Source organism: Acinetobacter sp. AG3 (genome assembly GCF_022343575.1).
Lineage (GTDB): Bacteria > Pseudomonadota > Gammaproteobacteria > Pseudomonadales > Moraxellaceae > Acinetobacter > Acinetobacter guillouiae.
The window spans coordinates 2,344,436-2,357,867 of the sequence record NZ_JAKQZD010000001.1; the positions used below are offsets into that span (position 1 = coordinate 2,344,436).

General features: G+C 36.7%; 17 protein-coding genes. 9 read left to right on the forward strand and 8 right to left on the reverse strand.

What is annotated here, in order from left to right; genetic code table 11:
* The first annotated feature begins 19 nt into the window (after window positions 1-19).
* From L3V46_RS10915 to L3V46_RS10940, 6 genes are all read left to right on the forward strand, one after another.
* Entirely contained in the window at window positions 20-670 is a 651-nt protein-coding gene (locus L3V46_RS10915) for a hypothetical protein (RefSeq protein WP_004720662.1), read from the forward strand.
* A 26-nt stretch (window positions 671-696) separates the two neighbouring features.
* Window positions 697-1,380 (forward strand): hypothetical protein, encoded by a 684-nt coding sequence (locus L3V46_RS10920; protein ID WP_239045692.1) that lies wholly within the window; start codon window positions 697-699, stop codon window positions 1,378-1,380.
* Window positions 1,381-1,428: 48 nt separating this feature from the next.
* A complete protein-coding gene (locus L3V46_RS10925; RefSeq protein ID WP_239045693.1) occupies window positions 1,429-2,028 on the forward strand; it encodes a hypothetical protein in 600 nt (199 codons plus the stop codon).
* Between the two features lie 21 nt (window positions 2,029-2,049).
* Window positions 2,050-2,691 carry a DUF4304 domain-containing protein gene (locus L3V46_RS10930; RefSeq protein WP_239045694.1) on the forward strand — a complete coding sequence of 214 codons (642 nt, stop codon included), beginning with the start codon at window positions 2,050-2,052 and terminating at the stop codon, window positions 2,689-2,691.
* A gap of 198 nt (window positions 2,692-2,889) precedes the next feature.
* Complete coding sequence (locus L3V46_RS10935) at window positions 2,890-3,930, forward strand: ATP-binding protein (protein ID WP_239045695.1); 1,041 nt, start codon at window positions 2,890-2,892, stop codon at window positions 3,928-3,930.
* A 40-nt stretch (window positions 3,931-3,970) separates the two neighbouring features.
* Window positions 3,971-4,513, forward strand: coding sequence for a CbrC family protein (locus L3V46_RS10940; protein WP_239045696.1), 543 nt, complete (start codon window positions 3,971-3,973; stop codon window positions 4,511-4,513).
* Window positions 4,514-4,534: 21 nt separating this feature from the next.
* Here the strand turns inward: L3V46_RS10940 and L3V46_RS10945 are convergent, their stop codons facing one another.
* The 6 genes from L3V46_RS10945 to L3V46_RS10970 all read right to left on the reverse strand — a co-directional run bounded on the left by L3V46_RS10945 (window position 4,535) and on the right by L3V46_RS10970 (window position 9,755).
* Window positions 4,535-5,146 carry a GNAT family protein gene (locus tag L3V46_RS10945; protein ID WP_239045697.1) on the reverse strand — a complete coding sequence of 204 codons (612 nt, stop codon included), beginning with the start codon at window positions 5,144-5,146 and terminating at the stop codon, window positions 4,535-4,537.
* 150 nt (window positions 5,147-5,296) lie between these two features.
* Window positions 5,297-5,905 carry a GNAT family N-acetyltransferase gene (locus L3V46_RS10950; RefSeq protein ID WP_004821359.1) on the reverse strand — a complete coding sequence of 203 codons (609 nt, stop codon included), beginning with the start codon at window positions 5,903-5,905 and terminating at the stop codon, window positions 5,297-5,299.
* 101 nt (window positions 5,906-6,006) lie between these two features.
* Complete coding sequence (locus L3V46_RS10955; protein ID WP_239045698.1) at window positions 6,007-6,858, reverse strand: DMT family transporter; 852 nt, start codon at window positions 6,856-6,858, stop codon at window positions 6,007-6,009.
* A gap of 116 nt (window positions 6,859-6,974) precedes the next feature.
* Window positions 6,975-8,012 (reverse strand): class II fructose-bisphosphate aldolase, encoded by a 1,038-nt coding sequence (gene fba / locus L3V46_RS10960; protein WP_004720677.1) that lies wholly within the window; start codon window positions 8,010-8,012, stop codon window positions 6,975-6,977.
* A gap of 128 nt (window positions 8,013-8,140) precedes the next feature.
* The gene (locus L3V46_RS10965) at window positions 8,141-8,419 is read right to left on the reverse strand and encodes a hypothetical protein (protein ID WP_151803120.1); all 279 of its coding nucleotides are present in this window, start codon (window positions 8,417-8,419) and stop codon (window positions 8,141-8,143) included.
* A 148-nt stretch (window positions 8,420-8,567) separates the two neighbouring features.
* Entirely contained in the window at window positions 8,568-9,755 is a 1,188-nt protein-coding gene (locus L3V46_RS10970; protein ID WP_004720679.1) for a phosphoglycerate kinase, read from the reverse strand.
* Window positions 9,756-9,894: 139 nt separating this feature from the next.
* Between L3V46_RS10970 and L3V46_RS10975 the strand changes: the two genes are divergently transcribed.
* The gene (locus L3V46_RS10975; protein ID WP_004720680.1) at window positions 9,895-10,278 is read left to right on the forward strand and encodes a DUF2237 domain-containing protein; all 384 of its coding nucleotides are present in this window, start codon (window positions 9,895-9,897) and stop codon (window positions 10,276-10,278) included.
* A gap of 21 nt (window positions 10,279-10,299) precedes the next feature.
* Window positions 10,300-10,893: a Maf family protein gene (locus L3V46_RS10980; RefSeq protein ID WP_239046771.1), complete on the forward strand. Its 594-nt coding sequence runs from the start codon at window positions 10,300-10,302 to the stop codon at window positions 10,891-10,893.
* 60 nt (window positions 10,894-10,953) lie between these two features.
* Here the strand turns inward: L3V46_RS10980 and L3V46_RS10985 are convergent, their stop codons facing one another.
* Window positions 10,954-11,724: a PDZ domain-containing protein gene (locus L3V46_RS10985; protein ID WP_239045699.1), complete on the reverse strand. Its 771-nt coding sequence runs from the start codon at window positions 11,722-11,724 to the stop codon at window positions 10,954-10,956.
* Window positions 11,725-11,867: 143 nt separating this feature from the next.
* Between L3V46_RS10985 and L3V46_RS10990 the strand changes: the two genes are divergently transcribed.
* Window positions 11,868-13,031: a cupin domain-containing protein gene (locus L3V46_RS10990; RefSeq protein ID WP_239045700.1), complete on the forward strand. Its 1,164-nt coding sequence runs from the start codon at window positions 11,868-11,870 to the stop codon at window positions 13,029-13,031.
* A gap of 87 nt (window positions 13,032-13,118) precedes the next feature.
* Here the strand turns inward: L3V46_RS10990 and L3V46_RS10995 are convergent, their stop codons facing one another.
* Window positions 13,119-13,334, reverse strand: a complete 216-nt coding sequence (locus L3V46_RS10995) for a hypothetical protein (RefSeq protein WP_096734042.1) — start codon at window positions 13,332-13,334, stop codon at window positions 13,119-13,121.
* Window positions 13,335-13,432 lie beyond the last annotated feature (98 nt).

Consider the following 13,432-nt stretch of genomic DNA (forward strand, 5'->3'; position numbering starts at 1 on the left):
TGTGAAAGTATAAGCGATCATGCTGTTGAATACAGAATTTAATCAAATTAAAACACTCTTGTCTGGTCTCATTTTGAGCTGTATCAGTACATCAGCTGTTTACGCCCTGCCTCTTGACTGTAAGCACCAAGATTCATCACTTTTAAAAAAGTTATGTGGTTCGCAGTATAGTGAACTACGCGCTCAATTAAATGAGAGCTATCTCACTGCATATCTGGTCACAGATGCACCAATACGCTTAATCAATGATACACATCGTTTGTGGCTCAACCGTTTAAGTCAATGTAAAAGCAACGATTGTTTTAAACAACAGTTCGATATTCGCCTAGAAGACTTAAATTTTTACACCTCAATGAATCAAAGTTTAACCCAACATTTCATTAAATATGAACATGGTAAAATTTCGAAGCAACCCGCCCATTTACAAATCCATCAACTGACTAAAGATCGGATTAAAGTTGAAGGCATCGCCTACCGAAATCCCAACAACCGTAAAGATAGTCAAATTGTCTCATTGTTGGCTTACACCACGCCTGAAAAAAAGAATCAAATTTTAGACAATGAACATGACTGTAAATATGTGCTTAATTTCCAAAAAGCAATTTTGTCTGTGACGACAACACAAAAAGGCTGTGAGCGCTTTACTGGAATTTACCGTTTATATGATTAAGATTTATCATTAAATTTGGCAAAATCATGAATATAAAACTAGCGTTAAGTGAAGAAAGATTAAAAATATTATCTGAATGTATGCAGAATTATGATGTGGGTGCTGATACAGATGAATGGCCTAACAATATCATTTCGCGCTTTACCAGCGTTTATAATGATGGGTCTATTTCAAAGCACAATATTCCATTGCAGCATGAAATTGATTCCGATGAATTAAAACTTTGTCAAAAATTGAGCGCTGAAATCACCAATATCATGGCAAATGTTGAAGTTGGCATGGGTTCAAACTCGGGTGATTATTTTCAAGATTTTTATATCATGCATTCACACAACTCAGCTAGCCAAAAAATTACGCCTCAACTGATTCAACAATACTTTGCCAATACTATTTTTCCTTTGGCGAACATTACGACTGAACCGCTTACAACCAATACACAGTGGTGGAAAGAAGTAGAACAAGATGGTGAAGAATCTCCAGCAGAATATTTTCAGCCTTGGCACAAGATGATGGATTGGTTTGCAGCACAACACGATTTTATCGACTGTGCATTTGTTCGGATTGGTGACTCAGCACTTTTAGAACAAATCAATTCGGATGATTACCCGAAAGGAACAATCATTACAGGTTGTGTCTTACCTCGACTTGCATTGGGCTTAACCCAGAATAGAAGCTTGGTTGGAATCTTTGGATATGTTGTACACAGTTAAGATCTCCCCCCCCCCAGAGCTAAAATAGAAATAAAATAAGGTATAAACATGACTCAACTGTTAATTTTAGACCAAGTATCACAACACCTTGATCAAACCTCTTTTGGCGGTCTTCCTGTTAAAACGATTGGCTTACAGGTTGAATGGCCTCACTGCACAAATTGTAATGGTGCAATGCAATACCTTGGCAAAGTAAAAACTGATCTCGGTTTAGAACTGATCTTTATGTGTAGCCAAGATCCAGGTATGTGTGATGACTGGGATGCAGACGTTGGTGGCAATAAAGTGATTGTCATTACAGAGGTTCAATCTCTCGAAAAATTCCAACCGTTAGAACCTGAAAATACCTTACGTGAAGCGGAATATGGCGCCAAGATTTTCCAAGATTCGCAAGTAGAATATTCACAATCACGTGAACTTTGGCAAGGGCCCAAGAGAGAAATTTTAGGTCAGCTTTCTGGCCAAGCTGAGTGGCTGCAAAATGATGAAACACCAGAATGTGATTGCTGCCAAAAGCCTATGCGCTTTGTTGCTCAACTAGAGACTGGTCCTGATCATAGAACTGAGATGAATTTTGGTGGAGGAGGTTCCGCCTACCTATTCGATTGCCCTCAGGGTAAAACTGCTAAATTTCTATGGCAATGCTAGCCTCTACCATGGATATATCTAATGGATAAAAAAGTCATTTCCAAACTATTACAACGTCAGTTTTATCCCATTTTAAAAGCACAAGGCTTTATAAAAAAAGGCGATGTATTTAGGCAGGTTGAGGGAGAAGTTATTCGAATCATCGATATACAACACTCCATTAAAAGACATTGTTTCCAAGTTAATCTCGGTATTCACCTTATCCCATTAGGTGAATATGTTATGCGATGTACAGGTAAAGCTTTAGATATTGAAAAAATGCGTGATTATGATTGTGCATGGCGTAGTTCGATCCTACCTTATTTAATCAATGATCATGACAACGATTGGTCATATACCTCAAATGAACAAGATGCTAACGAAATGGTGCAATTTCTAGTATCTGAGTGGAATCGTCAAAGCCAAAATTTCTTTAATGAATTGGCACATTGGCCTGAAGATTTTCTCAAGAAAGCGCATCAGGCCTGTATAAATCCCTTACATCCCGCACACATGTGTACCCTATGCTATGTAGCTGGTGCTGCTGGTGATTTACAATTGGTCAAGAGGCTCGCTGAGATTGCAATTGAAGCGGTTCCAGAACGAGCCACCACATTAAAAGAACGATTGGCATCATTTATCCAAGATCCAAGTTCGGCAATTCCGCAAATTATCAATGAATGACGAAATGAAGCTGTCAAATGCGCTATTCACCAAATTGAAATATTTGTTATATTTTCTAACAACTTTCACGATCCGATTTAAAGTTTTACGCTTTATTTCCTGACTTAATTAACTTATAAATAACTATATATAAATAGTCTGATGACATATTTGTTGTAAATACCGAACACCAAACAATAGAGGATCAAAGGTGTTGCTATGGATTTGAACATGTATCTCACCAATAAATTTAAGAATTTTAATGAGTTTCTAGAAACGCATTGGCATGACTACCCCAATAAATACAAAGAAATCCAAACACTGCTGTTTTTTCAAGCCTATACCACTAAGCCACTTTCTGAGAAATTTGAAATCAATTTTGATCAGGCCTTAAAGTACCCCACCTTAAGATATTACTTCCAACAGATTGAAAAATATATCCATATACCGCCCAAGCAACTGTTTCCTAATTCATTTCATCGCCCTTATGAACATATTTTAAATGAGTTTAAATATTTAAGTTTTTACCAAGAAGCTTTTGAATTTTACAAAAATTTAGAAAAAATTAGGAATACCTTTAATAAAATTTCCATTCCAATTGCCAGTCATGCTATTTACACAGAAATTTTACAATATCTCAATTTGAGCTTTGAATACCTTGCTGATCCAAACTTAGCCAACGAGTTAAAGATTAAATTAATTTACCAATGGCAAGATATTCATAATTTAGAAACTGTTGCCGCATATAAATCATTAGAAAAAATTAAGACCACACTTAATCATTATCGGCAAAATTCCTGTTCAGAATACTATTTTAATTTAATTCAACTGGGTGAAAATCAACGGATTGAATTTAAGGAACGTACCACAGACCTATTAACCAACCGCAAATCAGATAAATGGGTCAAAGCGTGCTTTGCATTTATGAATACCCGCAATGGCTATGTTTTTATAGGTGTTGCTGATGATTTAACCATTGTAGGGATTGAAAATGAACTTGCGGAACACTTTAATAATTCACTCGACTTAATGAAGCGGAGTTTGATTGATAAACTGGCACACGAAAGTAACAAAATTTCAAATATTTATACCACACTAGAAGAAATACAGATTCAAGGAAAAACCATATTGGTCTTTAAATGTAATAAATCGGACCGTCCGTTGTATTACAAAGGCGAATTGTTTATGCGCACCAATGGACAAACAACACGTGTTCCACCTGAACTGATTGAAAGTTTTCGTGTAGAATTTTATTGTTAACATTCAATAGTTAAAATCTCTACCTAGAAGAATCAAAAATATGAATTATCCTCAGTTTAAATATCATCCCAATGCATACAAACTTGATCTGTTTGAAAAAGAAGATGGCATTTGTTCAACTTGCAATCAACAACGTGATTTAAAGTACGTATGCTCTTTCTATAGCGTAGATGAACCCGATTATATCTGTCCGTGGTGTATTGCCAATGGTGCAGCAGCGCAAAAATACGATGGAGAATACAATGACTATTGTGGCATTGAAGGTGTTTCTTCAAACCCAAATGATCCATCAGAAAAAATCAACTCTGAATTTTTAGATGAAATCTGCTTAAAAACGCCAAGTTATCATAGTTGGCAACAAGAAGTTTGGCTGGTGCATTGCAATGAACCATGTCAGTTTATCGCTTATGCGGATAGTGAAATGCTTAAACCAATTTGGGATGAGGTCAAAGCCGATATCGAAGAAAATGGTTATCCAGTAGAGCTTATCCAAGATCACCTCAGTATCGACGGTGATTTAACAGGCTATCTATTTCAATGCATTCATTGCCAACAACATCGTTTGCATATAGATTGTAGTTAAATACATAATCAAACCTTTAAGTTAAACCTTATAGCTTTGGCTAAGTAACTGGCTTAGATGCTGTTTAATGCCCTGCCATTCATCTTTGATTATGCTGTATATAACAGTATCGCGGACAGTTCCATCTTTTCGTAGCGCATCTTGACGTAACACACCATCATAATGCGCACCTAGACGCTCAATAGCACTTTGACTTTTAATATTGCGAATATCCGTCCTTAATACAACCGAGTTAGCTTGTAGTTTTTCAAATGCATACTCAAGCAACAACAACTTACAACTGGTATTGATATGACTGCGTTGTGCTGATTGTGCATACCATGTATAGCCAATCTCAACACGGCGCACCTCCCAAATAAAATCACGAAAACTGGTGGTTCCTACAATACGACCATTTCGCTGATTTAAAACAACAAAAGGTACGCGTATTCCCAAAGATTTTTGTTCAAGTGCCTTGGCAATATAAGCCTTGATCTGAGAATAATGTGGAACCGATGTATATTCCAATTCCCACAAGCGGCCATCTTGACATACCTCAACTAAAGCATTTTCATGTTCTATTTGTAGTGGTAAAAGCTGCACTTGGTGGGTTTGTAATGATGTATAAAGCGTTGAAAAGATATCTTGATTCATAGCAATTACACCAATGTAAAGAATGCTCCTCCATTGTCCGCTATGTTTTTGAAAGTTTTATGATCAAAATATGAAATCACCATGACGATCTTTCAAATGATTTCAAAGGCATTTGCATGCCCTTGAATCGAATATAATTCAACAAAATAGTTATTTTTTATAATGCGCCAACATGTCTTGTAAATGTGCTTTTACATTGTTCCACTCACCTTGTGCAATACTGTACAACACCGTATCTCGAATCGTACCATCTTTACGCATTTGATCACCCCGAATAATGCCATCTTTTTTAGCACCTAAACGTTCAATGGCTTTTTGGCTTTTAAAATTAAATTGATCAGTCCGCAACGCCACGGTATTGGCTTGAAGTTGTTCAAAAGCGAACCCTAATAGCAATAGTTTACAGCTAGTATTGACATGGGTCCGTTGTGCCGATTGTGCATACCATGTATAGCCAATTTCAAAACGTTTTACGTTTAATAAAATATCGTGATAACTGGTCGTTCCCAAGACTTTCCCTGAACTTTGCTCTATGACAACAAAGGGATAACGGCTGCCCTGTGCTTTTTGGATTAATGCTTTTTCAATATAATTTTTAACTTCTGTGTAATGTGGTGTAGAGGTAATTCGTAAATTCCACAATTCACCATCACGACACGCTTCAGCGAGTCCTTGCTCGTGTTCAAAAGACAGTGGTACTAAGCGAATATTATTTAGTTGTAAATCTAAATGAATAAATAATTGTTCAAATGCATCCATCTCATATCCACCAAGTTAATCTATAAAGTTGCCGTTTGATGTCATTGTAAAGTGATCAGCATCAATCGTATTAACAACGAAGCTTTCTTACTGTTAAGCCATTATATTGCCAAGGCTAAACATACCACTCCAGCCAAACCTAAAACCAGTCCTAGAGCGGTAATCACTTTAAGCTTTTCTTTAAAAATTAACAGCCCTGCAATGACCCCAAATAACACCACAAGGATATTCATCCCTGCAAAAACAATGGCTGGAGAATCTTTTAATAAAATATGCGCTTTGACATATAAAGCAATATTGGCAAAATTTATGATCCCCAAGGCCAAACCCGCAACACAGTTCTGAAGCTTCCACTGAGTTTTTCGAATTAGCAAGTAACCGACAGATAATAGGAATGAACAGATAAACATCAAGGTTAATGTAACTGGAAACTGTAAGCCCAGACTGGTTGTATATTTCAATAAAACATCAACCAAAGCATAACCTACCCAAACACTGAGTAAATAAAGGATCCCTTTCTGATTGAGGGATGAATTTGATGAACTCGACTGGGAAAGTACAATACATAAAACTGCCACGATACCCAAACCGATACCAAGCATTTTTAATTGGTTAAATTGTTCTTGGAATAAAAAATATGCAGCCAATAATGATAAAACCACAGATAATCGCTGTGCAATTTCAGTTTTTAAAATTCCTGCACTATGTAATGATTTTGCTAGACATAAAAAAATACTGGGTAATACAACGCCTAAACCAAGAATCAACCACCATGGTGTATTTGAGATTGAAATATGGGCCAAATCAGGCTTAAACCAAATATAGCTCAATACACTGGCGATTGCGTAATTCCAAGCAATCATTTGCAATGCATCAAAACCTTTTTGTTTGGTCCATTTTAAAAGCATTGAAACCAGCACACTACAAAGTGCTGCTGAAAATATGAGTTCCATAATTTACTTCTTATCTCACCAATCATTGCAAAATTTATGCGGAACCGAGTCCCTATGATTCAAGAAAAAGCCCACTAGTATGAGTGGGCTTTTAGGTGATCAACAACCATCAAAGATTATTTATAACGATCAACCATTTTTTCTAAAGAAATTGGGCGAATCTTGTCTGCATTGCCCGCAGTACCAAATGCTGTATAGCGATCGACACAGATTTGTTTCATTGCTTCAACAGTTTCACCGAAGAATTTACGTGGGTCAAATTCACTTGGTTTTTCAGCCATCATACGGCGCATTGCACCTGTAGATGCTAAACGTAAATCTGTATCGATGTTGATTTTACGTACACCATGCTTGATTGCTTCAACCAACTGCTCAACTGGAACACCATAAGTTTCTTTGATGTCACCACCATATTGGTTAATAATCGCTAACCATTCTTGTGGTACCGAGCTTGAACCATGCATAACAAGATGAGTATTTGGAAGTGCCGCATGAATTTCTTTAATACGGTCAATTGCCAAGATATCGCCTGTAGGTGGACGAGTAAACTTATACGCACCATGAGAAGTACCGACTGCAATTGCTAAAGCATCAACATTGGTATCTGCAACGAATTGACGAGCTTCTTCAACAGAAGTGAGAAGTTGAGAATGATCAAGTACACCTTCTGCACCAACACCATCTTCTTCACCAGCCAAACCTGTTTCAAGGCTACCCAAACAGCCAATTTCGCCTTCTACAGAAACACCACATGCATGTGCCATTTCAACAGTACGACGTGTTACATCAACGTTATATTCATAAGACGTTGGTGTTTTACCATCTGCACCTAAAGAACCATCCATCATTACAGATGAAAATCCAAGCTGGATCGAACGTTGACAAACATCTGGGCTTGTACCGTGATCTTGATGCATTACCACTGGAATATGTGGCCATTCTTCAATTGCAGCTAAAATTAAATGACGTAAAAATGGAGCACCTGCATATTTTCGTGCACCAGCAGAAGCTTGCACAATTACAGGTGAATTTGTTGCGTCAGCGGCTAACATAATTGCGCGCATTTGTTCTAAGTTGTTCACATTAAACGCTGGAACGCCGTAACTATGTTCACCGGCATGATCCAAGAGTTGGCGCAATGAGATAAGAGCCATAATATCCTCCCAAGTAATGCCCCATATTCTACATGTTGCTTTATTTCAATTCAGCAACAATATTGACTATTTCATAAAAAATCCCCGCGTTTGCAGGGACTTTTAACAAATAACAACATTTAGAAAGATTATTGAGCTTTAGGTGCTTCTTCTTCAGTCGCTGGCGTAGCCGCATCTGCTGGAGCATTTGCTTTTTCAGCAGCTACATCTGTATTTTTTTCATCCAAAACAGGCTGATCAAGCGCATCAATCACAGCTTGTTGTTCTGCAGATGTATTTGCTGATTCTGCTGAAGTAGCTTCAGAAGAAGATGTTTGTTCTGAGGCTGGTGCTTTTTCTTGTTTAGAACATGCAGTAAATGCCAAAGGAGCAATAAGAAGTGCTGCAAGTGTAAATTTAAATTTCATCACATTTCCCAGTGTTGGTGATTGGATTTGATCTATTTTATTGCAGTTATATTTCATTTTCATTACTTTACAATGAATCTCTCAGATAAAAAAGGCTGACGCGAGGTCAGCCTTTCATATAAACGTCACAATTAAAATAATTGTTCAATTAAGCACGTTCAAGCAATACCGCTACAGCAGGAAGTGTTTTGCCTTCAACAAATTCAAGGAATGCACCGCCACCAGTTGAAATATAACCAATTTTGTCTGCAACTTGGTATTTATCAATTGCTGCCAAAGTATCACCACCACCAGCAATAGAGAACCCTTCAGATTCTGCAATCGCTAAAGAAAGTGTTTTTGTACCTTCGCCAAATTGATCCACTTCAAACACGCCAACTGGGCCATTCCAAAGGATCGTTTTAGACGTTTTTAAGATTTCAGCAAAAGCTTTTGCAGTTTCAGGACCGACATCCAAAATCATGTCATTGTCTGCAACATCTTCAACTTTTTTTACAGTTGCTTTAGCATTTGCCAATGAACCTAAGAAATCTGCAAAATCGATTGCAGATGCATCTGCCACAACAACATCGGTTGGAAGTGGAACTGATACTTTTGCCGCAATCGCTTTCGCTGTGTCAATCAAATCATGTTCACACAATGATTTACCGACATTGAAGCCAGCTGCGGCTAAGAATGTATTGGCAATACCACCACCAACAATCAATTGATCACAAATATCAGAAAGTGAAGTTAAAACATCAAGTTTAGTAGAAACTTTAGAACCAGCAACAATTGCAACCATTGGTTTTTCAGGTGTTTGCAACGCACGACCTAAAGCATCTAATTCAGCTGCAAGCAAAGGGCCCGCTGCTGCAACTTTTGCTAAGCGTGCTACGCCTTCAGTTGATGCTTCTGCACGATGCGCTGTACCAAATGCGTCCATCACAAATACATCACAAAGCGCTGCATATTTTGCTGAAAGTTCAGCATTATTTTTCTTTTCACCCACATTGAAACGACAGTTTTCAAGTAATACCACTTGCCCTGCTGCAACTTCAACACCATCTAAATAATCTGTAAATAATTTAACGTCTTGACCAAGTGCCTCAGTTAAATAAGCTGCTACAGGAGCTAATGATTGTTCCGCTTTTGGCTCACCTTCAACGGGACGACCAAGATGAGAATACACCATGACCGCAGCACCTTTCTCAAGTGCCAATTTAATTGTCGGTAATGCAGCACGTAAACGTGCATCACTTGTAATCACACCATTTTTAACAGGTACGTTTAAGTCTTCACGAATAAGTACACGCTTGCCTGCTAAATCGAGGTCAGTCATACGCTGAAAATTCATGTATAGCTCTCTTATAGATATTAAAAATCGCGTAGATTCTAAATGATTACACAAAAAAAGGTTAGATACTTTTGTAGAAAAGCTGTAGAAAAGTTGAGATTTGATTATTATAGGGCGAACTTTTAAATTCTATACGCTTATGTCTTTTCATCCCGATCCTAAAATCAATGGTTTAAATGTCTTAGGTGAACCTTTAGCAAGTTGTTGTTTTTCTCCAATCACAGGTTATTTTCGTAATGGTTTCTGCCATACAGCAACAACCGACCTCGGCCAGCACACTGTATGCGCTGAAATGACTTCAGAATTTTTAAATTTTTCACAAAAAGTGGGAAATGACCTAATTACACCGCTGCCAGAACACGGCTTTCCGGGACTACAACCTGGTGATTTTTGGTGTTTATGTGTGACACGTTGGGTTGAGGCCTATCAAAACGACATGGCACCTCGTGTAAAACTACAAGCCTGTCATCAAGCTGTTTTGGCGTATGTTCCCTTAGATCTCTTGATGGAATATGCAGTATAACTAGGCATGAATTATTCAAAGATGAATCACCCTGAAATTATTTTGGCTTCATCCAGCCAAACCCGTAAAGATTTAATGAATCGTTTGCGCTTAGACTATCATTGTATCTCTCCTGAAATCGATGAATCATCACAGGGTGAGTCTCATGCCGATGATTTGGCTAAACGTCTGGCTTTTGAAAAAGCCAAAGTCATTGCACAAGTTCATCCAAATGCAATTGTGATTGGGTCAGATCAGGTGGCTTGGCGTGAACATGCACCACAAGATTTTATTGGTAAACCTTTAGCTGTAGAAAGAGCCATTCAACAGCTACAAGCCAATTCAGGCAAAAATGTCTTTTTTAGTACTGCCTTAAGTGTGCAACATTTGGCTTCTGGTTTTGAACAAACCTTGGTCGAACATTATCATGTGAAATTTCGTGACTTAACTTTGACTGAAATTGAGCGTTATATCGAAATTGATCAACCTCTGCATTGTGCTGGTAGCTTTAAGTGTGAAAGTCTTGGTATTAGTTTATTTGAACAAATGATTGGGCAAGACCAAACCACTTTGATGGGTATGCCAATGATTCAGTTATGTGGAATTTTAAGGGAGTTGGGAATTCAACTGCCTTAGTTTGCTATGGATTTGAAGGTGAAAGTATTTTTGATATTTACCTTCATGTTCAATCTAATGTTAATTTATAGCAATTATTTTATTCATTTTTTGCCCTTTACGTAGAATCTGTAGGGTAATAAAACCGCTTTTCAAGCTATTTGAGGACTCAACAAAACTATTCACATTCATAATATCGTCATTACCTATTTTGATAATTATATCATTTTCTTGAATTTGGCCATCAGCTGGAGTATTTTTCTTTATAAACATTGCTTTTACCCCAGTTTGCAATCCATTATTTGACTTGTCAATATCTGACAAATTGACTGGATATATTCCCATTCTAGAATTAAAAAAAATTAAATAATTAACGTTATATTTGGTGGTACTAGAAGTTCTAGTAAAAGCTCCCATATAGGTCCCATCCATATTATCTTGATTTAAACTATTGTTAAAAACATTATTACTTTTATTCGAACCAGCCATACGAGGAATTGCGTGAACAGTTTTACTTTGAAATATACTTGAACCCTGATTTTCACTACTAAATAAAATTAGCTCTGCTCTTATCTTTTTAGCATTATCGTTCATTCGCTCTACAACTTTTTTATAATCATAGTCACCTGTATTTTCTTTAAAAACTTCAGACTTAATAGATATATAGCCCTCTTCTAATAATTCTTTAAAACTTTTATCAAAATCATCTGATTTTATTATTCTAATTTTTTTGCTATAAGTATATTTATTCTGCATTTTAAAGGCATTACTTACGTTTTGTTCTGCGTAACTAATGCTAAATACATTTACAATCAAACATAAAACCAGGCATAATCCTTTAATTTTTAACATTTTTTAAATTTATATAAAGTAATTTAAGATTGATTCATTATAATCTAAATTTAAAAATTATGGTTTAGAAATCAACTTGCACCCTTTTACTTAACATAAGACAATAGCCACATTATAGATTCAAATTTGCTTAGGCTATTTTCATGTCCCTACCTTTAGATGTTCTTGGCGGAATTACTGCTGAACAATTCCTCTCAGAATACTGGCAAAAAAAACCTTTATTGGTTCGTAATGCTTTACCTGAAATTGCCAATATCCTTGTTCCAGATGACGTCATGGAGCTTGCTCTGGATGAAAACATCACAGCACGCCTGATTAAGCAAAAAGACAAAGATCCAAATCAATGGTCAGTAAAATCATCACCACTCATCAAAGGTGATTTTCAAAAAATGCCAAAACTTTGGACCTTATTGATTCAAGCTGTTGATCACTATTCATTTGATTTAGCAGAGCTTTGGAAGAAATTTCCTTTTATTCCACAGTGGCGTCGTGATGACATTATGGTCTCTTATGCTGCTAAAGGTGGTTCTGTAGGTCAGCATTTTGACTTTTATGATGTATTTCTTGTACAAGGTTATGGACACCGCCATTGGCAACTTGGACAAATGTGTGATGCTGAATCTGAATTTGTTGAAGGGCAGCCGTTAAAGCTACTTCCAGAAATGGAGATCAATTTTGATGAAGTTTTAGCGCCAGGCGATTTACTTTATGTCCCACCAGGATTGTCGCATTACGGTGTCGCAGAAGACGATTGCCTAACCTACTCTTTTGGTTTCCGTATGCCAAATATTGCCGACATGATGGACCGTGTCAGCGATAAATTTGTCGAAGACCAGCAACTACGTAATCCGCTTATCGACATCTTACGGAATAAACAAAACCCGATTGGGCAAGTGACACAAGTTGAACTCGATTATTTAAAAACTGAATTGTTGGCAAAATTAAATAATTCTAAAGTGTTAGAAGATGCCATTATGAGTCTAATGGCTGAAGCAAAGTACCCTGAAAATATTCCAGATGCTGAAGCGATTGGCACTGGAGATTTAGAAGAAGTTCTTGACCAAGGCTATTTACTACAAATTGAGCCAGCCTCTCGATTAATTTATCTTCAACAGAATCATGAATTATTATTCTGGGCAAATGGTGAATCGATCTGTATTTCTGAACAATTTGCACCCCATTTAAAGCAGATTGCAGATGGACAAAGTGTCAAACTCAATCATGAATTGTCTGATGATGAAATATTAGAGGACATTGCTGGATTATTAAATGAATCTATCTTGATGCTTGTTCCAACTGACGAATAAAATCCGCAATCTAACTCTAACAATGTAACGCTTAAATAAAGCCTGAAAATTCAGGCTTTATTTCTATCAATTCACTTTCACCATTTTTTAAGAAGTAATTCCCTCATCCTTGCTTAAGCTGATATTTGAGTGAGCTTGAGAATTTAACTGATGCTTTAATGTCTCGTTTTCCTGCTTTAGATTTTTTATTTTAAAAAACTGGAAGAACAGCCCGATATAAGCAATAACAACGATCACAGAAACATAAATGGCTAAAAAACTGATACTGGGGTTTAACAATTTTGTCAGAAACTCTTCAAACATTTTCGATTCCTTTTTGTTTTCATCGCATATTGAATAAATATTTCAGTTAAATTAACTCAAATTGTTTAGAAAATAAATCATTCAATTATTAATCTAGA